This is a genomic window from Geodermatophilus normandii (genome assembly GCF_003182485.1).
Classification (GTDB): domain Bacteria; phylum Actinomycetota; class Actinomycetes; order Mycobacteriales; family Geodermatophilaceae; genus Geodermatophilus; species Geodermatophilus normandii.
Genome location: NZ_QGTX01000001.1, coordinates 2,551,036 through 2,571,519, shown reverse-complemented (window position 1 = coordinate 2,571,519; position 20,484 = coordinate 2,551,036). Strand labels below are relative to the sequence as shown.

At 74.9% G+C, this 20,484-nt stretch carries 19 protein-coding genes; 10 read left to right on the top strand and 9 right to left on the bottom strand.

Features of this window, described 5'->3' with window-relative positions; all coding sequences use genetic code 11:
* The first annotated feature begins 85 nt into the window (after window positions 1–85).
* Genes JD79_RS12635 through JD79_RS12615 form a run of 5 tightly spaced genes read left to right on the top strand, consistent with a single transcriptional unit; the run spans window position 86 to window position 4,375 of the window.
* Entirely contained in the window at window positions 86–1,024 is a 939-nt protein-coding gene (locus tag JD79_RS12635; protein WP_110005795.1) for a VOC family protein, read from the top strand.
* Window positions 1,024–2,019, top strand: a complete 996-nt coding sequence (locus tag JD79_RS12630) for a fumarylacetoacetate hydrolase family protein (protein WP_110005794.1) — start codon at window positions 1,024–1,026, stop codon at window positions 2,017–2,019. Before JD79_RS12635 ends, JD79_RS12630 begins: the two co-directional genes overlap by 1 nt.
* Window positions 2,016–2,780, top strand: coding sequence for an SDR family NAD(P)-dependent oxidoreductase (locus tag JD79_RS12625; RefSeq protein WP_110005793.1), 765 nt, complete (start codon window positions 2,016–2,018; stop codon window positions 2,778–2,780). Before JD79_RS12630 ends, JD79_RS12625 begins: the two co-directional genes overlap by 4 nt.
* Before the next feature lie 12 nt (window positions 2,781–2,792).
* Complete coding sequence (locus JD79_RS12620; RefSeq protein WP_110005792.1) at window positions 2,793–3,977, top strand: alpha/beta hydrolase family protein; 1,185 nt, start codon at window positions 2,793–2,795, stop codon at window positions 3,975–3,977.
* 2 nt (window positions 3,978–3,979) lie between these two features.
* Complete coding sequence (locus JD79_RS12615) at window positions 3,980–4,375, top strand: VOC family protein (protein WP_245900342.1); 396 nt, start codon at window positions 3,980–3,982, stop codon at window positions 4,373–4,375.
* 4 nt (window positions 4,376–4,379) lie between these two features.
* Here JD79_RS12615 and JD79_RS12610 read toward each other — a convergent pair whose 3' ends face one another.
* Entirely contained in the window at window positions 4,380–5,264 is an 885-nt protein-coding gene (locus JD79_RS12610; protein ID WP_110005790.1) for a dioxygenase family protein, read from the bottom strand.
* 3 nt (window positions 5,265–5,267) lie between these two features.
* Window positions 5,268–5,945, bottom strand: coding sequence for a GTP cyclohydrolase II (locus JD79_RS12605; RefSeq protein WP_110005789.1), 678 nt, complete (start codon window positions 5,943–5,945; stop codon window positions 5,268–5,270).
* A gap of 88 nt (window positions 5,946–6,033) precedes the next feature.
* Between JD79_RS12605 and JD79_RS12600 the strand changes: the two genes are divergently transcribed.
* A complete protein-coding gene (locus tag JD79_RS12600; protein WP_245900062.1) occupies window positions 6,034–6,534 on the top strand; it encodes a MarR family winged helix-turn-helix transcriptional regulator in 501 nt (166 codons plus the stop codon).
* Here the strand turns inward: JD79_RS12600 and JD79_RS12595 are convergent.
* The gene (locus JD79_RS12595; protein WP_110005788.1) at window positions 6,531–7,322 is read right to left on the bottom strand and encodes an SDR family oxidoreductase; all 792 of its coding nucleotides are present in this window, start codon (window positions 7,320–7,322) and stop codon (window positions 6,531–6,533) included. The genes JD79_RS12600 and JD79_RS12595 overlap by 4 nt on opposite strands.
* A 248-nt stretch (window positions 7,323–7,570) precedes the next feature.
* Here JD79_RS12595 and JD79_RS12590 point away from each other — a divergent pair, with 248 nt between their 5' ends.
* Window positions 7,571–8,494, top strand: coding sequence for an alpha/beta hydrolase (locus JD79_RS12590; RefSeq protein ID WP_211307953.1), 924 nt, complete (start codon window positions 7,571–7,573; stop codon window positions 8,492–8,494).
* A gap of 3 nt (window positions 8,495–8,497) precedes the next feature.
* Here JD79_RS12590 and mgrA read toward each other — a convergent pair whose 3' ends face one another.
* The gene (mgrA, locus tag JD79_RS12585; protein ID WP_110005787.1) at window positions 8,498–9,529 is read right to left on the bottom strand and encodes an L-glyceraldehyde 3-phosphate reductase; all 1,032 of its coding nucleotides are present in this window, start codon (window positions 9,527–9,529) and stop codon (window positions 8,498–8,500) included.
* Window positions 9,530–9,681: 152 nt separating this feature from the next.
* Here mgrA and JD79_RS23780 point away from each other — a divergent pair, with 152 nt between their 5' ends.
* Both JD79_RS23780 and JD79_RS23065 read left to right on the top strand, forming a co-directional pair.
* Entirely contained in the window at window positions 9,682–10,107 is a 426-nt protein-coding gene (locus JD79_RS23780) for an SDR family oxidoreductase (RefSeq protein ID WP_245900061.1), read from the top strand.
* Window positions 10,104–12,224 (top strand): phosphotransferase, encoded by a 2,121-nt coding sequence (locus JD79_RS23065; protein ID WP_245900060.1) that lies wholly within the window; start codon window positions 10,104–10,106, stop codon window positions 12,222–12,224. Before JD79_RS23780 ends, JD79_RS23065 begins: the two co-directional genes overlap by 4 nt.
* Window positions 12,225–12,230: 6 nt before the next feature.
* On the opposite strand, the gene JD79_RS12570 is transcribed toward JD79_RS23065, so the two are convergent.
* The 4 genes from JD79_RS12570 to JD79_RS12555 form a co-directional block, all read right to left on the bottom strand.
* On the bottom strand, window positions 12,231–13,208 hold the full coding sequence (locus JD79_RS12570; protein WP_211307951.1) for an NAD-dependent epimerase/dehydratase family protein: 978 nt from the start codon (window positions 13,206–13,208) through the stop codon (window positions 12,231–12,233).
* 224 nt (window positions 13,209–13,432) lie between these two features.
* On the bottom strand, window positions 13,433–15,433 hold the full coding sequence (locus JD79_RS24270) for an HNH endonuclease signature motif containing protein (protein WP_281270308.1): 2,001 nt from the start codon (window positions 15,431–15,433) through the stop codon (window positions 13,433–13,435).
* Between the two features lie 242 nt (window positions 15,434–15,675).
* A complete protein-coding gene (locus JD79_RS12560) occupies window positions 15,676–16,521 on the bottom strand; it encodes an SDR family oxidoreductase (RefSeq protein WP_110005784.1) in 846 nt (281 codons plus the stop codon).
* 66 nt (window positions 16,522–16,587) lie between these two features.
* Window positions 16,588–16,782, bottom strand: a complete 195-nt coding sequence (locus tag JD79_RS12555; RefSeq protein ID WP_110005783.1) for a hypothetical protein — start codon at window positions 16,780–16,782, stop codon at window positions 16,588–16,590.
* Window positions 16,783–17,066: 284 nt separating this feature from the next.
* On the opposite strand from JD79_RS12555, the gene JD79_RS12550 reads away from it, so the two are divergent.
* Window positions 17,067–17,372, top strand: coding sequence for a hypothetical protein (locus JD79_RS12550; protein WP_110007668.1), 306 nt, complete (start codon window positions 17,067–17,069; stop codon window positions 17,370–17,372).
* A gap of 120 nt (window positions 17,373–17,492) precedes the next feature.
* Here the strand turns inward: JD79_RS12550 and JD79_RS12545 are convergent, their stop codons facing one another.
* The gene (locus tag JD79_RS12545) at window positions 17,493–20,381 is read right to left on the bottom strand and encodes a vitamin B12-dependent ribonucleotide reductase (protein ID WP_110005782.1); all 2,889 of its coding nucleotides are present in this window, start codon (window positions 20,379–20,381) and stop codon (window positions 17,493–17,495) included.
* Between the last annotated feature and the right edge of the window lie 103 nt (window positions 20,382–20,484).

The window sequence follows — 20,484 nt, the reverse complement described above, 5'->3', positions numbered from 1 at the left end:
AGGACCCTCCTGCCCCCACCGCTCGCACGCTCGCGGCGGGGCCCTGCAGGAGGGCCGCCCTGACCGGAACACCTGGAGAACCACCATGACCCAGCGCCTGATCACCCACCTGCGGCACGTCGACCTCGCCGTGCCCGACTTCGCCAAGCAGCTCGACTTCTACTCCGGCACCTGGGGCCTGAAGACCGAGCACACCGACTCCGGGCTGGCCTTCCTGGCCGCCGAGGGGTCGCCGGAGCAGTACATCGTGCGGTTGCGCGAGTCGGCCGACAAGCGGATCGACCTGATCAGCTTCGGGGCGAAGGACGCCGCCGACGTCGACACCCTGGCGGGGCAGCTGGCCGCCGACGGCGTGCAGTTGGTGCACGAGCCGCGCGACCTGCAGACCCCCGGCGGCGGCTACGGCTTCCGGTTCTTCGACAACGAGGGCCGCACGATCGAGGTCAGCTCCGACGTCGAGGTCCGCCGGCACCGGACCATCGAGGAGGGCGAGTCGATCCCCGTCCGCCTCTCGCACGTGGTCATCAACTCCGCCGACCCCGAGGGCACGGTCGCCTTCTACGAGAAGCACCTGGCCTTCGCCCTGTCGGACACCCTGATGCACCCGCGGATGGGCTCGATGATGTGGTTCATGCGGACCAACGCCTGGCACCACAGCATGGCGGTCGCCCGCGGTCCGCACCCCTCGCTGCACCACGCGAGCTTCGAGCTGCGCGGCATCGACGAGTACATGCGCGGCACCGGCCGGCTGCTGCGCCAGGGCGTGGAGAAGGTCTGGGGCCCGGGCCGGCACCTGGCCGGCAACAACACCTTCAGCTACTTCCTCGACCCGCACGGCAACACGATCGAGTACACGACCGAGCTCGAGGTCCTCGACGAGGACACCTGGCACCCGCACGTCTACGACTTCTCCAACCCCGAGGTCTCCGACCAGTGGGGCACGGCCAACGCCATGAACGAGTTCGTGGCCAAGAAGTCGTTCAACGACCCCGACAAGGGCCTGTTCGTGGCCCCGCCGGTCTGATGCGGTTCGCCACCTGGGAGGCGGACGGCCAGGTCCGCGCCGGCGTCGTCAGCGACCTCCCCGACGGCACTGCCGGGCTGCACGAGCTCCCCGCCCGGACGACGGTGCTCGACCTCGTCCGGGCGGGGCTGCCCGCCGCGCTCGAGGCGGGTGCGGAGGCGCTGCGCGGACCGGCGGTGCCCGTGGGGTCGGTGCGGCTGCTGCCGCCGCTGGAGGCGCCGACGGTGCGCGACTTCGTCGCCTTCGAGGAGCACGTCGAGGGCGTCCGCAAGGCGATCGACGGCGTCGCCGGCGTGGTCGACGAGTGGTACCAGGCGCCGACCTTCTACTTCACCAACCCCTACGCGCTCGTCGGCGCGCACGACGACGTCGCGGTGCCGCCGGGCTCGCAGCGCTTCGACTTCGAGCTCGAGGTCGCCGTGGTGGTGGGCGCCGTGGAGGGTTCTGACGGCGCCTCGCTGAGCCCGGAGGCCGCCCGCGACCACGTCTTCGGGTACACGGTGCTCAACGACTGGTCGGCGCGGGACCTGCAGGCCCGCGAGATGCGGGTCAACCTCGGCCCGGCCAAGGGCAAGGACTCCGCCACCACCCTCGGCCCCTGGCTGGTGACCGCCGACGAGCTCGAGCCGTACCGCGACGACGAGGGCTTCCTCGCCCTGGACATGCGGGTGAGCGTCAACGGCACCGAGATCGGCCAGGACCTGCTGTCCAACATGGGCTGGCCGTTCGAGGAGCTCATCGCCTACGCCTCCCGCGGCACCGAGGTCCGCGCCGGCGACGTGCTCGGCTCGGGCACCTGCGGCAACGGCGGCTGCCTCGCGGAGCTCTGGGGCCGGCGCGGCGACGCGGCCCCGGGTCCGCTGCGGCCCGGTGACGTCGTCGAGATGACCGTCGAGGGCATCGGCACCATCCGCAACCGCGTGGTGGACGGTGTCGAGCTGCCGCCGGTCCGGGCCGCCCGTCCCCGGCCACGCACCCGCAAGCGCCCGGCGTGAGCCTGTCCGGCCGGGTCGTCGTCGTCACCGGCGCGGCCCAGGGGCAGGGCGCCGCGGAGGCGCGCCTGCTCGCCGCCGAGGGCGCGACGGTGGTCGCCACCGACGTGCAGCCGGAGCCGGCCGAGGACCTCGGCGGGGCGTCCTACCGGCGCCTGGACGTCACCGACGCCGCCGGCTGGGCCGCGCTGGCCGCCGACCTGCGCGAGCGGCACGGCCGGGTCCACGGGCTGGTCGCCAACGCCGGGATCACCTGGCGGGCGCGCCTCGGCGACCTCGACCCGGCCGACCTCGCGCGGGTCACCGAGGTCAACGTGACCGGCACGCTGCTCGGCATCCAGGCGCTCACCCCGTTGATGACCGACGGCGGCTCGGTCGTCGTCGTCGGCTCCGTGGCGGCCCTGACCGGTCACTACCCGGTGGCCTACACCGCGTCGAAGTGGGCGCTGCGCGGCCTGGCGAAGGCCGCGTGCCTGGAGCTCGGGCCGCGCGGCATCCGGGTCAACACCGTGCACCCCGGCTACATCGAGACGCCGATGACCGCCTCGGCGGCGCCGGCGTTCCGCGACGCCAACGTCGCCGAGACCCCGCTGGGCCGCACCGGCACCGTCGACGAGGTGGCGCCGCTGGTGGCCTTCCTCCTCGGCGACGGCGCCTCCTTCGTCACCGGCGCCGAGATCCCCGTCGACGGCGGGATGACCGCCCACGGCGGCGTGAAGTCGATCAGCGACGCCGTGTCCGCCGCGGCGCCGGCCGCATCCTGAGAGGAACCGCCCGTGTTCGAGTACTTCCCCACCGGCCCCTACACCTGGAACCTCAGCGTGGTCGCCACGCTGAACTCCGGCGGGCTCATCGACGAGGTCGACCGCGCCTGCCGGCCGATCAAGGACGCCGCGAACGCCGGCGAGGACGCCGGGACGCCGGACTTCCTGCGTGCCTGGACCGCCCTGACCGACCAGCTCGTCGGCCAGGCCGAGGAGGCGGAGAAGGCCGGGCACGTCCGCACCGCCGGGCAGCTGTGGTTCCGCGCCAGCAACTACCTGGCGCAGGCCGAGCGGATGCTCGCCCACTCCGACCCCCACCGGGTGCCCACCTACCGGCGGATGCTCGAGATCGCGCAGAAGGCGTTCGAGACGCACAGCCCGCGGGTGTCCCGGGTGGAGGTGCCCTACGAGGGGACGACGCTGCCGGCCTACTTCTCCTCGGCGCCGGCCGCCGACGACGGCCCGGTGCCGGTGCTCGTGCTGGTCAACGGGCTGGACTCCACCAAGGAGCACATGTACGCCTCGAACCACTGGGAGGAGCTGGCCGCCCGCGGCGTCTCCTGCCTGATGCTCGACCAGCCCGGCACCGGTGAGGCGCTGCGGCTGCAGGGGCTGACCGCGCGCATCGACACCGAGGCGTGGGGCGCGGCCGCGGTGGACTTCCTGTCCGCGCGCGACGACGTCGACGCCTCCCGGATCGGCATCGCCGGCTGGTCGCTCGGCGGGTACTACGCCCCGCGCGCCGCGGCGTTCGAGAAGCGGTTCGCGCTCTGCGTGGCCTGGGGCGCCAACCACGACTGGGGTGCGGTGCAGCGCCGTCGCCGGCAGCGCGAGGGCGAGCGGCCGGTGCCGCACTACTGGGAGCACGTGCTGTGGGTGTGGGGCCAGGAGGGGGACGAGAACGACCTCGACGGGTTCCTCGACTTCGCCGACGCCGTCAACCTGGAGGGCGTCGTCGAGCGGATCACCGTGCCGTTCCTCGTCGCGCACGGCGCCAACGACCGGCAGATCCCGCTGGAGATGGCGCACCGCTCGTACGAGCAGGCGGTCAACTCCCCCAAGCGCGAGCTGCGGGTGTTCACGCCCGAGGAGGGCGCGACCGAGCACATCGGCCTGGACCACCTGCCGTACGTGAGCACCTTCATCGCCGACTGGGTGGCCGACACCTTCGCCGAGCTGGGCCGGGCGACGTCGTGAGCATGCTGTTCGTCAAGCTGCCGGTGCGCGACCTCGCGGCGGCGCGGGCGTTCTACGAGGCGCTCGGCTTCCGCGTCGAGGAGACCTCCTCCGACGAGGGCGAGGCCGCTGTGGTGCTCGGCGACGAGCAGGTGCTCTCGCTGCAGACCCGCGAGCGGTTCGCCGCGCTGCTGCCCGGCGAGGCCGGGGATCCCGCCCAGGCGCCGACCGTCGTGCACGCGCTCACCGCGGACGGCCGCGCGGAGGTCGACGACCTGCTGGCCCGTGCGGCCGCCGCCGGGGGCCGGCCGGGACTGCCCCCGCGCGCGGAGGACGCCCGCTACACCGGCAGCTTCGCCGACCCGGACGGCAACGTCTGGGAGGTCGTCTGGATCGACCAGCTGCACGTCGTCAACTGACGGCTCAGGCCACCTGGAACGAGCGGCGCGCGAGGCCGATGAAGAAGCCGTCGATCGCGGTGGTGACGCCGGCGGCCGGGTCGGTCGCCGCGCCCAGGGTGACGAACAGCGGCGTGAAGTGCTCGACCGTGGGGTGGGCGTAGCGCAGCCCGGGTGCGCGCAGCCGGAAGCGCGCCAGCTCCTCGACGTCGCCGCGGCCGAGCGCGTCGGCGGCCCAGGCGTCGAAGTCCGCCGACCAGCCCGGGACGGCGCCGCCGAGCATCTCGCGGGTGAGGTACGGCAGGCCGTGGGTCATGAACCCGGAGCCGATCACCAGGACGCCCTGCTCGCGCAGCGGCCGCAGGCGCTCCCCCAGCGCGAGCAGGGTGGCCGTGTCGTGCGTGGGCAGGCTCAGCTGCAGCACCGGGACGTCGGCCTCCGGGTACATGACCTTGAGCGGCACCCACGCGCCGTGGTCGAGCCCGCGGCCGCGGTGCTCGAACACGTGCGCGGTCTCCGGCAGGACGGCGCGCAGCTGTCGGGCCAGGCCGGTCGCCTCCGGGGTGTCGTAGCGCATGCGCGAGTACATGGGGTCGAAGCCGCCGAAGTCGTAGACCAGCTCGGCCGGCACGGTGCTGGTGACGCCCAGGGAGTCCGACTCCCAGTGCGCGCTCACGATGAGCACCGACCGCGGCCGGGGCAGCGCGCGGGCCCAGGCGGCCAGCTCGCGCATCCAGGGCGCGTCCTCGAACAGCGGCGGGGCGCCGTGGCTGAGGTAGAGCGCGGGCAGCGGGCCGTCGTCGGGCGTCCAGGACCGGTGCTCCCCGAGCCCGGCGACGTGCGCGAGGTGCGCGGCGAAGGGGTGCCGGGGGTCGATCAGGGCGTCGGCCGCCGCGGTGGTGGTGGGCACCGGTCAGCCCGCCAGCGACAGGTCGAGGGTGTGCGCGGTGTGGTCGCGCTTGACCGCGAGGTAGCGGGCGTTGGCCGCCGACAGGTGGACGCCGGTGGGCACCCGCTCGGTCACCCCGACGCCGTGCAGCTCGAGCTGCACGGCCTTGTCGGGGTTGTTCGACAGCAGCCGGACCCGGTCGGCGCCCACCGCCTGCAGCATCTGCGCGGCGGCCGTGTAGTCGCGCTCGTCCTCGCCGTGGCCCAGCGCGAGGTTGGCCTCGTAGGTGTCGAGACCGGCGTCCTGCAGCGCGTAGGCGTCGAGCTTGGCGTACAGGCCGATGCCGCGGCCCTCCTGGCGCAGGTAGAGCAGGAAGCCACCGGCCGCGGTGATGCGCTCGGCCGCCTCGCGCAGCTGCGGGCCGCAGTCGCAGCGCTCGGAGCCGAAGACGTCGCCGGTCAGGCACTCGCTGTGCGGTCGCACCAGCGGCGCCTCGCCGCCGGCCGCCGAGCGGGCCAGCGCGCCGCGCCAGTCGCCGAGCCCGAGCAGCAGGTGCTCGCGGCCGTCGGCGAGCCCGTCGAAGGTGACCACCTCGGCCGTCGTCGCGTACCCGTCGGGGAAGCGCAGCGGCACGGTCACGCGGGTGCGCACCGCCGCCCCGGGGACCGGGGACACGAGGTCCGCGCCGAGGGTGAGGGTCATGCCGGCCTCCGGGTTCCTTGTAGCTACAACCGATGACCCTAGTCGCCAGAAGTTGAAGCTACAAGTACATGGATGGGACGATGTCGCCGTGGAACCCCGGTGGCTGACCGACGACGAGATGGCGGCGTGGCTGCGTCTGGTCGCCGTCGTGGAGCTGCTGCCCGGCGTCCTCGACGGCCAGCTGCGTCGCGACGCCGCGCTGACCCACTTCGACTACCACGTGCTGGCCATGCTGTCGGAGGCGCCGGGGCGCACCCTGCGGATGACGGAGCTGGCCACCCGCACCAACGCCACGCTCCCCCGGCTGTCCCACGTCGTGCGCCGGCTCGAGGAGCGCGGCCTGGTCGAGCGTGCCCCCTGCCCGTCCGACGGGCGGGCCACCAACGCCCGGCTCACCGAGGACGGCTGGGCGAAGGTGCGACAGACCGCGCCCGGCCACCTGGCCACCGTGCGCGAGCACGTCTTCGACGCCCTGACCCCCGAGCAGGTGTCCCAGCTCGAGTCGATCGCCGGGGCGGTCCTGGAGCGCCTCGACCCCGAGGGCCGGGTGGCCGTGGGCATCGAGGCCGCGGCCCGCCGGCGCGGCTAGCGGTCCCGGGAGGCGTTGCGCACGAGCTTCCGGACGCCGGCGATCCAGCGGCCGGGGTCGGCGGCCTTCTGCGCCCAGTAGGTGGCCACCTCCGGGTGCGGCAGGATCAGGAACCGCTCGTCGGCGAGCCCCTCGACCACCGCCTGCGCCACGTCCTCGGGCGCGATCACCTGCCCCGACGCCACCACCGCGGCCGCCGCGGCCTCGCCCGACTCGAGCGGGTCGAGCAGCAGCGGCGTGGCCACCCCGAGCGGGCAGACGGCGCTGACGCCGATGCCGCGGTCGCCGTAGGTGACCGCCAGCCACTCGGCGAACGCGACCGCGCCGTGCTTGGTCACGGTGTACGGGGCGTCGCCGGGCGTCGTGAGCAGGCCGGCCGCCGAGGCCACGTTGAGCAGGTACCCGCGGCCCCGCTCGAGCATCGACGGCAGCACCGCCCGGGCCGCGTACACGTGGGCGAGCACGTTGACGGCGAAGACCTGCTGCCACACGTCGGTCGGCGTCTCCACCCCGCCGCCGGAGAAGACGCCGGCGTTGGAGCAGAACAGGTCGACCCGCCCGTGCGCGTCCAGCGTCCGCCCGACCAGCGCCGCGACGGCGGCCTCGTCGGTGACGTCGGTGCTGTCGGCGGTCCCGCCGATCTCGCCGGCGACCCGCTGCGCGGCGTCGCCGTCCCGGTCGCTGACCACGACGGCGGACGCGCCCTCGGCGGCGCAGCGGCGGGCCAGCGCGGCGCCGATGCCGCTCCCGGCCCCGGTGACGACGACGACGGCGTCCTGGAGTTCCATGCCCGTGTCCTACCCGGTCCGCCCTCAGCCCGCAGGCCGTCGTCGCGGGCGGTCAGCACCAGCCGCCGCTCGCCGCCTGCGGAGGCCGCGGTCGCCTCGATCCGGCGGGTCGCCCACACGTCGTCGACCTCCACCCGGGACGAGCAGGCGAGCAGGCCGCCATCGACGGCCCGGGAGCGGCCGAGGCCCCGGACGGCGGGCGGCAGCGGGATGCTCGTCTCCGACGCACGACCACCAGGAGGACGCCGGTGTCCGATCCCTTCCACCCCGACCTGCGCCTGGCGCGCGTCCTCCCCCGGGCCCTGGTCGGCCCGCGCAGCCTGCGACCCATGCGGCTGGCGACCCGGCTCGCCGACCGGGTCCCCCGGCCCGGCGTGGAGGTCGTGCGGATCGACGCCGACGTCTCCGTCCGGCTGTTCCGGCCGTCGTCGGACGGGCCCTCCCCCGCGGTGCTGTGGATGCACGCGGGCGGGACGGTGATCGGCAGCGCCGCCCAGGACGACTGGTTCTGCCGCCGCTGGTCCCGCCGGCTCGGCGCCGTCGTCGCGTCCGTCGAGTACCGGCTGGCGCCGGAACACCCGTTCCCCGCCCCCCTGGAGGACTGTCACACGGCGCTGCGCTGGCTCGCCGCGCGGCCCGACGTCGACCCGGACCGCATCGCGGTCGGCGGCGCCAGTGCCGGCGGCGGGCTGGCCGCCGGCCTGGCACTGCTGACCCGCGAGCGCGGCGGGGTCCGCCCGGTCCTGCAGCTGCTCAGCTACCCGATGCTCGACGACCGGACGGCCGGCCGGACCGACGTCGACCAGCGCCACCTGCGCCTGTGGAACAGCGCGAGCAACCGCTTCGCCTGGCGGTCCTACCTGGGTCCTCTCGACGGCGGGCCGGTGCCCCCTGAGGCGGCACCGGCCCGCGCCGAGGACCTCGGCGGCCTCCCGCCGGCCTGGATCGGCGTCGGGACGAACGACCTGTTCCACGACGAGGACGTCGCCTACGCCCGGCGGCTGCAGGAGGCCGGAGTGCCGTGCACCCTGCTCGTCGTGCCGGGCGGCTACCACGCGTTCGACCTAGCCGAGCCGTGGGCGCCGGTCTCCCGGGAGTTCCTCCGCGCCCGCACCGCGGCACTGGCCGCGGCGCTGGGCGGAGCGCTGGGCGGAGCGCTCGGCGGCCGGTGAGCCTCAGGCGGTGCGGGCGCCGGCCCACAGGTCGATGCCGGCGTCGACGGCGTGCCCGTCGATGCGGGTCAGCTCCTCGTCGCTGAAGTCGAGCCGGTCGAGCGCGCCGACGTTCTGCTCCAGCTGGCGCACGCTGCTGGCGCCGATCAGCACGCTGGTGACCCGCTCGTCGCGCAGGCCCCAGGCCAGCGCCATCTGCGCCAGCGACTGCCCGCGCTCGGCGGCCAGCTCCCCGAGCGCGCGCACGTGCGTCAGCGCCTGGTCGGTGAGCAGGTCCGGCGAGAGCGACTTGCCCTGGCTGGCCCGCGAGCCCTCGGGGATCCCGCCCAGGTACTTGTCGGTGAGCATGCCCTGCGCCAGGGGCGAGAACGCGATGCAGCCGGCACCGACGTCGGCGAGGGTGTCGAGCAGCCCCTCGGTCTCGATCCAGCGGTTGAGCATCGAGTAGCTCGGCTGGTGGATCAGCAGCGGCGTGCCGAGGTCGGCCAGGATCGCCGCCGCCCGCGCGGTGTCCTGCGGCGAGTACGACGAGATGCCGGCGTAGAGCGCCTTGCCCGACCGGACGGCGGTGTCCAGCGCGCCCATCGTCTCCTCGAGCGGCGTCGTCGGGTCCGGCCGGTGGGAGTAGAAGACGTCGACGTAGTCCAGGCCCATCCGCGCCAGCGACTGGTCGAGGCTGGCCAGCACGTACTTGCGCGAGCCGCCGCCCTGGCCGTAGGGGCCCGGCCACATGTCCCAGCCGGCCTTGGTCGAGAGGACCAGCTCGTCGCGGTACGGGCGGAAGTCGTCGCGCAGGTGCCGGCCGAAGTTGGTCTCGGCGCTGCCGTAGGGCGGGCCGTAGTTGTTGGCCAGGTCGAAGTGGGTGATGCCCAGGTCGAAGGCCCGGCGGAGGATGGCCCGCTGGCGGTCCAGCGGGACGTCGTCGCCGAAGTTGTGCCACAGCCCCAGGCTGATCACCGGGAGGTCCAGGCCGCTGCGGCCTGTGCGGCGGTAGGTCATCGAGTCGTAGCGGTTCTCCGCAGCGGCGTAGGTCATGGGCCCGATCCTGCCCGCCCTCCCGGCGCCCGAACCGGGAGGCTCCGTCGTGGCCGGTCCGGGCTCGCCCGGGTCCGCTCCTCCGCCGTGCGGGCCCGGGCGCGGGTGCCCCCGGGCACCGGGTCGGGACCACCCGGATCTAGCGTGCGTGGGTGCCCTCCTCCCCCGGCTCCCGCTCGCCCTCCCCCCGGCAGGAGGACCGCACGAGCACAGGCGTCGTCGTCGTGACCGGGGCGAGTTCCGGGCCGGGCGCGGAGACGGCGGCCCTCGACGTCACCGACCCCGCCGCCGACCGCGGGACGGCGATGACCGACTCCGTCGGCGCGCTGGCGCAGTGCGAGGCCGCGCTGGAGGTGTTCCGCCGGCAGCAACGGGGCGAGGCCGGCGTCGCCCCGCTCGCCGGGGGACGGCGGTCCGAGCGCCCCCGCGGCACGGTCGACACCGGGACCGGCGTGCGGGCGGTGGTCGCGGCGACCGAGGCGCGCGAGGCGGAGGCGCACCTGCCGGCCCGGCCGTGGGTGCCGATCGGCGTCGGGGTGCGCGTGCTGCCGCTCCCGGTCGTGCGGCGGCTGTCGTGAGCTCCCCCGACGCACGCCCCGTCCGCGCGGAGGACGCCTTCGACGTCGCCGCCGTGGCCGCCTGGCTCGCCGGGCACGCCGACCCGGCGCGGGCCGGCGTCGACCTCACGGGGGTCCCGGAGGTGCGCCAGTTCTCCGGCGGCGTCTCCAACCTCACCTACCTGCTGCGCTACCCCGACGGCGACCTGGTGCTGCGCCGCCCGCCGCGGGGCGAGCACACCGGCACCGCGCACGACGTCGCCCGCGAGTACCGCGTCCAGGAGGCGCTGGGCCGGGTGCTCCCGCACGTGCCGCGCACCGTGGCGCTGTGCGAGGACACCACGGTCGTCGGCACGCCCTTCTCCGTCGTCCGCCGGGTCGAGGGGCCGATCCCCCGCCGCGACCTGCCGCCCGGGGTCGACCTGACCCGCGAGCAGGTGGCCGACCTGTGCCGCAACGTCGTCGACCTGCTGGTCGACCTGCACGCGGTCGACGTGCGGGCCGCCGGGCTCGCCGACCTCGACCGCGGCCCCGGCTACGTGCGCCGCCAGGTGGAGGGCTGGACGCAGCGCTACCGGCGGGCCCGCACCCGCGACGTCCCGTCCTTCGCGCGCGTCACCGCGTGGCTCGCCGAGCACCAGCCCGCCGACCGGCCGCACACGCTGGTGCACAACGACTTCCGGTTCGACAACGTCGTCCTCGACCCCGCCGACCCGACCCGCCCGGTCGCGCTGCTCGACTGGGAGATGGCCACCGTCGGCGACCCGCTGATGGACCTCGCCGGCGCGCTCGGGTACTGGATCCAGGCCGACGACGGCCCGCTGATGCGCCGCTTGAGCCGTCAGCCCACGACGCTGCCCGGGATGATGACCCGCGAGCAGGTGGTGGCCCACTACAGCGCGCGCACCGGCCAGCGGGTCACGAACGCCGAGTGGGCCTGGTACGAGGTGTTCGGCCTGTTCCGCGTCGCGGTCATCGCCCAGCAGGTGTGGGCGCGCTACCGGGCGGGGCAGACGACCAACCCCGCGTTCCGCTCGTTCGGCCTGGCGGTGCGGCTGCTGGAGCGGCGCTGCCGGCAGGTCGTCCGCCGGGCCGGCCGGCTCACCCCCGACCGCGCCGCCGCCCAGGTCGGCAGCCCGCTGCTCACCCGGCGCCGGATCCGGCCGCGGCGGTGGACCCCGCCCGCGCTCGACGACCCCGGCCCGACCGCGCCGCTGCGCATCGCCCGCCGGCTGCCGACCGGCGACTCCGGCCCCGAGGACGTGCTCGTCGACGACGCCGGCCTCGTGGTCACCGGCCTGCGCGACGGCAGCGTGGTCCGCCTCGACCCGGTCACCGGAGCCCGCACGGTCGTGGGGCGCACCGGCGGCCGGCCGCTGGGCGTGGAGCCGTGCGCCGACGGCAGCGTGCTGGTCTGCGACCACGACCGCGGGCTGCTGCGGATGGGTCCCGACGGCGCCGTCGAGGTGCTGGTGACGGAGGTGGACGGGGAGCCGGTGACCTTCGCCAGCAACGTCGTCGCCGCGCCCGACGGCACCGTGTGGTTCACGACGTCGACCAGCCGGTGGGACGTCGAGCACCACCTCGGCGACTTCTTCGAGCACTCGGCCACCGGGCGGCTGGTGCGCCGCGACCCCGACGGCACGGTGACGACGGTGCTGTCGGGCCTCGGCTTCGCCAACGGCCTGGTGCGCACACCCGACGGCTCGTCCCTGCTGCTGGCCGAGACCTCCCGCTACCGGGTGCTGCGGCACCGGCTCACTGGGCCGGGCGCGGGCACCACCGAGCCGCTGGTCGACAACCTCCCGGGCTTCCCCGACAACGCCTCGCTGGGCTCGGACGGGTTGCTGTGGGTGGCGATCGCCGCGCCGCGCAACGCGCTGCTCGACCGGCTGCTGCCCCTGCCGGGCGTGCTGCGGCTGCTGCTGTGGAACGTGCCGGAGCGGGTGCGGCCGGAGGCGACGCCGATCGCGTGGGTGATGGCCTTCGACCCCGCCGACGGCCGGCGGGTGCACGACCTGCGGGCGACCGACGCCGGGTACGGCTTCGTCACGGCGGTGGCCGAGCGCGACGGGACCGTCGTCGTCTCCGGTCTGCACGAGGACGACGTGGCGGTGCTGGAGCCACCGGGCCGCTGAGCGGGGTCAGCGGACGGTGTAGGGGCCGGTCGGGACGGCGTGGTAGCCCTTCGCGCCCACGGCCGTCGCCAGGTCGCTGCGCGGCGGGCGCCCCGCGGCCAGCAGGTCCAGGGCGGTGCGGAAGCCGTACTCCGGGGTCCAGCCGAGGTCGGCGCGGGCGGCGTCGTTGACGTACACGCGGTCGATCGACGGGAACAGCCGCCAGCCCAACCGCTCGTACAGCGCGGGCGCGTCGGGGAAGAGCCGCGCGACGACGGCGGGGGCATCGGTGCGCAACTGGGCGAGGTCGCTCCGGCCGAACGGCGTGGTGGCGCTGACGACGTAGCGGCCGAAGCCGAGCGCGGGCGCGCGGTCGAGCGCGGCGCGGTGGGCGGAGACGACGTCGGCGAGGTCCACGCGCCGGTACAGCAGCTCGTTCACCTTGACGTTGTCGTCGGCGAAGGCGGCGCGGACGTCGTCGGCGTCGTCGCCCTCGGGGAAGAAGCGGGAGGTGCGCAGGACGACGACGGGCAGGCCGGTGTCCCGGGCGACGAGCTCGCAGAGGTCCTCGGCGGCGACCTTCGTGGCGCCGTAGACGTTGCGCACCCGCGGCGGCACGGCCTCGGTGATCCACGCGGCCGGCTCACCGGGAGCGGGGGTCAGCGCGCGGCCGAACGCGCTCGTCGTGCTGGTGACCACCACCCGGCCGACGCCCGCCGTCACCGCCTCCTCGAGGACGGCGAGGGTGCCGGTGACGTTGGTGTCGACGAAGTCCTGCCTGCTGTGCGTGCCGACGTGCGGCTTGTGCAGCGTGGCGGTGTGCACGACGGCGTGGGCGCCGGCCAGGGCGTCGCGGACCGCGGCGCGGTCGGTGACCGAGGCGACGAGGTCGGTCCACGGCGAGGGCAGCAGGTCCACCCCGACGACGTCGTCGCCGGCGGCGCGCAGCACGCGGACCAGGGCCTCGCCCAGGTGACCGGAGCTGCCGGTGACGACAACGCGCACCCGGCCACCCTGGCACGGGCCTCCGCCGTCCCGGTCCCGGGACGAGGCAGCGCCCGGTCCTGGGGACCGGGCGCTGCACGTCGCGCCGGCCCGACAGCCGCCTCTCGGCGAGTGGCCGCTCGCAGCGGCAGGTGGTGAGGCCCGGGGGCATGGACCGGACCGGCACCTCTTGCAACACCCCGTGCGCCCGCGCATTCCCGCCCCATCTCGCCGAGGCCGCCGGCTCAGCAGGGCGGTGGGGTGGTGGCGGCGGTGAGTCCGGTGGGTGTGGTGACGGTGAGGGCGCCGTCGGGGGCGAGGGTGTGTCGCCAGCCGGATGCCTGGTGCTTGCCGCGGTGGTGGCCGGTGCAGTAGCCGACCAGGTTGGCCGCGGTGGTGGGTCCGGTGGGCCAGGGGACGGCGTGGTCGAGGTCGCCGCCGCGGGGGACGCGGCGGCGGCAGCCGGGGAAGCGGCAGCGGCGGTCGCGGGTGCGGACGTGCCGATCGAGGGCGGCGCCGGGGCGGTAGCCGTCGGTCGGACCGGGCGGGCCGAGGCCACCGCCCTGGGCGGCGGCGCGGCGCAGACCCGGCAGGTCGGTGAGGGTGAGCAGCGCGCCGGTCAGGGCGTCGGTGAGCACCAGCCGCGGGCGGTCGGCCAGCCCGCCGCCGCCCGTTGCGGCCAGCAGGCCGGTGAGAGCCGCGCGGGCGTGGTCGGTGGCGGCCGTCAGGGCGGTGAGCGCGTCGGGTGCGGTGGTGACCCGCCCGGCGGGGCTGTTCGCCCAGGCGGCCTCGTCGGCGGCATCGGCCCGGGCGGCGGTGGTCACGAGACGGCGGGCGCGGCTCAGTTCCTGCCGCGCAGTCAGGACCGCATCGCCGGCGAGTTCGACCGCACGGTCGGCACGCGCCCACCAGCCATCCGCGGGACCGGCTGGACCGAGAGGTGGTGCGGGACCAGGCCGTGTCGGGAGGTCGGGTGGTCCGTCCTCGTCGACGAACTGCGGTGGCGGCTCGGCGTCGAACTCCCCCGCCAGCACCCGACGTTCCACCTCGGCCCACCAGGCCGCCAGTTCTCCGGCCTCGGCCTCGTATCGCGCCGCCTCCGCGGCGGTGACGCCGAGCAGCACCTCATCGCTGGCCGGGGAGCCGTCGACGGCGGCGCCCCGGCCTCCTCCGCCACTACCGGTGGAGGTCGTGGCGGTGTCGGTGGAGGTCGTGGCGGTGGAGGTCGTGGCGGTGGAGGTCGTGGCGGTGGAGGTCGCGGCGGTGTCGGACGCGGCGGTGTCGGACGCGGCGGTGTCGGACGCGGCGGTGTCGGACGCGGCGGCGAACGGGTGGCCGGTCAGCGCGGCCAGCAGTGCCCGGACCATCTCCGCCGGCACGACCAGTCCCTCGACCTCGCACGGCTGGTCCCCGCCGAGCAGCGCCCCCAGCGGCGCGACCACCGACAGCGCCACCTGCACCGGCGGGAGGTCGGACTCACCGGGGCGCAGCACCAGATCCAGCAGGCAGTCGGCCATCTTCTCCCCGCGACTGCGGGCATCGCCGGGGTCGGCGGGCAGCGCGTCGGCGTAGGCATCCAGCGCCGCCACCAGCGCTGCGGCCTCCGGCGCGGTCAGCAGCGCGGTCACCACGCTCATCCCCTCGACCCGGTCCGGCCGCGCCGAGACCCCGCGCTGCCGGATGGCCCGCGCCAGCCGGTCGGCAGCCGAGCGGGCGTCGCGCTTGAGGACCTCGCGGCGGACCTTGTCCCCCACCTGCGCCGGCGTGGCCACCCGCCCGGCCATCCACGCCAGCAGATCCCGCTCCAGCGAGGCACGCAGCGCGTCGTCGGCGATCGGAGCGACGTGCTCGAGCAGGCACCACAGGTGCCCGGGATGGATCGCCCCGTCCTCGAGGGCGTCGAGGACCAGCGGCAGCCGGTGCACCAGCGTCAGGGAGCGCTCCAGCAGCGACTCAGCTGCCTCGGTGGAGATCGACAGGGCGACCGCCAGCTCCTGCGCCGCCCACTCGCTCACCGGCCGCAGCATCCCTGCCCGCCGCGCCCACCGCTCCGGCGACATCGCCCCGGGCTCGCCCTGCGCGCGGTCGGCCGAGGCCGGCCGGGTGGCGGCGAAGGCCGCGACCGCCCGCGCCTGCACCGCCGTCTGGCGGGCGATCTCCCGCGCGGCGGCCTGCACCGCGCCCAGCGGCCCCGACGCCATCCCGACCGGCGGCGCCAGGGCCGGGGCGGTCAGGACGTCCTCCATGCACTCGATCATACGTTCGACGAGCCTGTCGCTCAAGCACTGTGGACGGAGAAACCCCAGGTCAACGGCGTAGCGGCTCCCCGGCGGGGTGCAGCACGGACCACACCCCCTGCCCACCACGCGTCGTCGGCACCCGCCGTCAGTCCGCCGGAGCGAGCACCGGTGCCGCGCGCGCTCGGCGGTGGCCGTGCGCGGCTCGGCGGTCGGCCGCAGGAAGCCGGCGACCGCGCGCGTGCGCAGGCTCATGCCGCCGTGCGCAGCAGCTGCTCGAACGGGGTGGCCGGGCGGCCGGTCAGGTCCTCGACGGCGGTGCTGACGTCTGCCATCTCACCCGCGGCGATGGCGGTGTACGTGGACACCCAGGCCTCGACCTGCCAGTCCGGCGCGCCGTAGGAGGCGCGCGACGCGAACGCCTCCGCCACCGTCTCCGGGTGGTAGCGCACCGCCCGGCCGGTGACGGCGGTGATCGTGTCGGCGACCTCGGTGAGGGTCAGCGCCCGGGGACCGGTGAGGTCGTGGGTGCGACCGGCGTGCGCCGCGGGGTCGCGGAGGACGGCGACGGCGGCGTCGGCGACGTCGTCCTGGGCGACAGCCGCCACCCGCCCCTCCCCGGCCGGGCCGCGGATCACGCCGTCCTCCCCCACCAGGCCGGGGAGGAAGTCGGCGTAGAGGGAGTCGCGCAGGAACGTGTGGACCAGGCCGCGGGCGCGGACGTGCTCCTCGGTGGCCCAGTGGTCGCGGGCCAGCGTGAAGGTGGCGTCCGGCGCGGCTCCCTGGAAGGAGAGGTACACGAGGTGTTCGACGCCCGCGGCCGCGGCGGCGTCGACGAAGCCGCGGTGCTGCCCGACCCGGTCGGCCGACTCCGACGCCGACACCATGAACACCGTGCCGGTGCCCTCCAGCGCCCGGCGGACGGCGTCCCCGTCCCCGTACGGCGCCACGACGGCGGCGGCGCCGGGCAGCCGCGGCGCGCGCGAGGGGTCGCGGACCAGCAGCCGCAGCGGGACGCCGGCGGCGGCGAGCCGGCGGGCGACGCGGCCCCCGACCTGCCCGGTGGCTCCGGTGACGGCGATCGGGACCTGACTCAAACGGGGCTCCTCGGGTCGGGGACGGCACGTCCTGGGACGTCCGGGACCCGCCCGTTCTTCCCGCTCTCAGCCCAGCGACGCCTCGCACCGCGGGCACGCCCACGCCGGCACCGGCTCGGACAGGACGCAACCGCCCAGGACGACCTCCCCGCGCTCCGCGGCCTCGAACGCCTCCGCCGAGGGGAGCCCGAGGACGTACGGGACACCGGCGGGGGCGTCGGGGCAGTGCGGGCAGGTCGGAGCGGCGGCGCGGCGAGGCACGGAGCCAGGGTGCGGGGCTGCGCCGTCCGGCACCAGGGACGTCGCCCCGACGGGGCACGCCGTCACCCTTCCGCAGCCCGGGGCGGCCTCCGGCGCTGCCCCTGGGCACGCCAGGGCTCGAGGACGTCCTCGACGACCTCGTCGGCGTCGACGCGGTCGACGACGTGTTCGAGGTCAGCGAGCGCTCGGGGATCGTCGCGGGTCGGTGGGCTCCCGCCTGGGTCGACCCGCGGGCCGTGTCGACCTCCGGGACGCGGCCCGCACGGTCGGGGGACCATCCGGTCGTGGACACCGAGCAGCTGCTGCGGACGGTGGCCGGCCGGCTGGACGCGCTCGCCGCGCGGACCACCTCCGGCGACTGGCGGACCAGCGGGCTGCTGGCGAGCCGCCCCGAGGTGGTCGCGCACCTCCACGACGGGAGCACCGAGCACGTGGCCGAGGCGCGGGCCGGGACCGGTGCGTGGATCGCCACCTTCTCCCCGACGCTGGCCGCGCCCCTGGCCTCCTGGCTGCGCGCCGCGGCCGCACACGGGCCGGCCGAGCCGGCGGCCGAGGCGTTCGCCCGGGCTCTGCTCGCGCGGCTGCCCTGAGGTCGCTCGCGACCTCGACCGCGAGCGCGCCGAGGGGCGGGACCCGGATGGGTCCCGCCCCTCGGTCACGTCACGGACGGAGTCACCGGCCGGGGCGGTGCACCGTCCCCGACCGCGGCCTCAGCTGCAGCCGCTGGTGGAGCCGCAGCCCTCGCAGACGTAGCAGCTGCCGGCCGGGCGCATCTTCGTGCCGCAGGTCATGCACAGCGGCGCGTCGGTGGCGGTCCCGGTGACCAGCTCGAGCAGCTCGGCCGAGGAGTGGGCCTCCTTGACCGACTTCGGGCCCCCGGGGGTGACCGTCTCCGGCGCCGTGCCCTTGGTGCCGGCCTCGGTCGGCACCGAGCTGCGCAGCGCCTCGACGTCGACCTCATCCTCCTCGACGACCTCGGCGGTCGACGCCGAGCCGCCGTAGCTGCCCGACACCTGCGCGGCCCGCTCCTCGGCGCTGAAGATGCCGAGGGTGGCGCGGGTGTCGACCGGCAGGTGGTCGAGGGCCAGGCGACGGAAGATGTAGTCCATCACCGACTGGGCGATCCGGATGTCCGGGTCGTCGGTCATGCCGGCCGGCTCGAAGCGCATGTTGGTGAACTTCTGGATGTAGGTCTCCAGCGGCACACCGTGCTGCAGCGCGATCGAGATGCCGATCGAGAAGGCGTCCATGACACCGGCCAGGGTCGAGCCCTGCTTGCCCAGCTTGAGGAACACCTCGCCGAGGCTGCCGTCCTCGTACATCCCGGCGGTCATGTAGCCCTCGGCACCGGCGACGCTGAACGACGTCGTCATGCTCTGCCGCTTCTTGGGCAGCCGGCGGCGGACCGGGTGCGACGTGGTGGCGACCGGCGCGGCGGCCTCCACCTCGACCTTCACGTCCGCCTTCTTCGCCTTGGCGTCGGACAGCGGCTGGCCGACCTTGCAGTTGTCGCGGTAGATCGCCAGCGCCTTGAGGCCGAGCTTCCAGCCCTGGAAGTAGATGTTCTCGACGTCCTCGACGGTCGCCGTCTCCGGCATGTTGACCGTCTTGCTGATCGCACCGGAGATGAACGGCTGCACCGCGGCCATCATGCGGACGTGGCCCATCGGGGAGATGGCCCGCTCGCCCATGGCGCAGTCGAACACCTCGTAGTGCTCCGGGCGCAGGCTCGGCGCGTCGACGACGTGGCCGTGCTCGGAGATGAACTCGACGATCGCCTCGACCTGCTCGTCCTGGTAGCCGAGGCTCTTCAGCGCCCGCGGGACCGTCTGGTTGACGATCTGCATGGACCCGCCGCCGACCAGCTTCTTGTACTTGACCAGCGAGAAGTCCGGCTCGATGCCGGTCGTGTCGCAGTCCATCATGAAGCCGATGGTGCCGGTGGGGGCCAGCACGGAGGCCTGGGCGTTGCGCCAGCCGAACTCCCCGCCGATCTCGAGGCACTCCTGCCACTGGGCGGTGGCGGCGCGCAGCACGTCGGCGTCGTCGGCGCCGACCGGGCGGATCGCGTCGTTGGCCGCGGCGTGCTTGCGCATGACGCGGGCGTGCGCGTCGGCGTTGCGGGCAAAGCCGTCGTAGGCGCCGACGATGCCGGCCAGCTCGGCCGAGCGGCGGTAGGCGGTGCCGGTCATCAGCGAGGTGATGGCCGCGGCCAGCGTCTGGCCACCGCGCGAGTCGTAGGCGTGGCCGGTGGCCATCAGCAGGGCGCCGAGGTTGGCGTAGCCGATGCCCAGCTGCCGGTAGGCGCGGGTGGTCTCACCGATCGGGTCGGTCGGGAAGTCGGCGAAGCAGATGGAGATGTCCATCGCCGTGATGACCAGCTCGACGGCCTTGACGAAGGTCCGGGCGTCGAAGGTCCCGTCGTCCTGGAGGAACTTCATGAGGTTCAGGGACGCCAGGTTGCACGAGCTGTTGTCCAGGCTCATGTACTCCGAGCAGGGGTTGGACGCGTTGATCCGGCCCGTCTCGGGGTTGGTGTGCCAGTCGTTGATCGTGTCGTCGTACTGGATGCCGGGGTCGGCGCACTCCCACGCGGCCTGGGTGACCTTGCGGAACAGCTCCTTGGCGTCGACGGTCTCGATCACCGAGCCGTCGAGACGCCCGCGCAGGGCGAAGCCGGTGCCGTCCTCGACCGCACGCATGAACTCGTCGGAGACGCGGACGGAGTTGTTGGCGTTCTGGTACTGGACGCTGGTGATGTCCTTGCCGCCGAGGTCCATGTCGTACCCGGCGTCGCGCAGCGCGCGGATCTTGTCCTCCTCGCGCGCCTTGGTCTCGATGAACTCCTCGATGTCGGGGTGGTCGATGTCGAGGACGACCATCTTGGCCGCGCGGCGGGTGGCACCACCGGACTTGATGGTGCCGGCGGAGGCGTCGGCGCCGCGCATGAAGCTGACCGGGCCGGAGGCGGTGCCGCCGGAGGAGAGCAGCTCCTTGGAGGAGCGGATGCGGGAGAGGTTCAGGCCGGCGCCGGAGCCGCCCTTGAAGATCAGCCCCTCCTCCCGGTACCAGTTGAGGATCGAGTCCATCGTGTCGTCGACGGCGAGGATGAAGCAGGCGCTGACCTGCTGGGGCGCGCTCGTGCCGACGTTGAACCACACGGGGCTGTTGAAGCTGAACACCTGGTGCAGCAGCATCCAGGTCAGCTCGTGCTCGAAGACCTCGGCGTCGCCCTCGCTGGCGAAGTAGCCGTGCTCGCGGCCGGCGGCGCCGTAGGTGAGCACCACCCGGTCGATGAGCTGGCGCAGGCTGGTCTCCCGCTGCGGGGTGCCGACGGCGCCGCGGAAGTACTTCGTGGTGACGATGTTGGTGGCGTTGATGCTCCACTCGGCGGGGAACTCGACGCCGCGCTGCTCGAAGTTGATCGAGCCGTCACGCCAGTTGGTCATGACGACGTCGCGGCGCTCCCACGTCACCTCGTCGTACGGGTGGACGCCCGCGGTGGTGTAGACGCGCTTGACCTTCAGGCCCTTCCCCCTGGTCGGCGCCTTGGCGGCCCGACGCGTGCGGCCTGCCGGGCGGTCCTCGATCTCGGTCACGAGCTCTCCCTCGGTGAAGTGGTCCAGGCGGCTGGGGAAGAGAGCCGACCTGTTTCTAGCGGGCGGTACTGACGTTCTCTGGCGGTGCGGCGGGTGGTGCGCG

What these genes read in the sequence shown, in the direction of transcription:
- JD79_RS12635 (WP_110005795.1), top strand. Translation starts at nt 86, where the DNA reads ATGACCCAGCGCCTGATCACCCACCTGCGGCACGTCGACCTCGCCGTG.
- JD79_RS12630 (WP_110005794.1), top strand. Translation starts at nt 1,024, where the DNA reads ATGCGGTTCGCCACCTGGGAGGCGGACGGCCAGGTCCGCGCCGGCGTC.
- JD79_RS12615 (WP_245900342.1), top strand. Translation starts at nt 3,980, where the DNA reads ATGCTGTTCGTCAAGCTGCCGGTGCGCGACCTCGCGGCGGCGCGGGCG.
- JD79_RS12605 (WP_110005789.1), bottom strand. Translation starts at nt 5,945, where the DNA reads ATGACCCTCACCCTCGGCGCGGACCTCGTGTCCCCGGTCCCCGGGGCG.
- JD79_RS12595 (WP_110005788.1), bottom strand. Translation starts at nt 7,322, where the DNA reads ATGGAACTCCAGGACGCCGTCGTCGTCGTCACCGGGGCCGGGAGCGGC.
- mgrA (WP_110005787.1), bottom strand. Translation starts at nt 9,529, where the DNA reads ATGACCTACGCCGCTGCGGAGAACCGCTACGACTCGATGACCTACCGC.
- JD79_RS24270 (WP_281270308.1), bottom strand. Translation starts at nt 15,433, where the DNA reads ATGGAGGACGTCCTGACCGCCCCGGCCCTGGCGCCGCCGGTCGGGATG.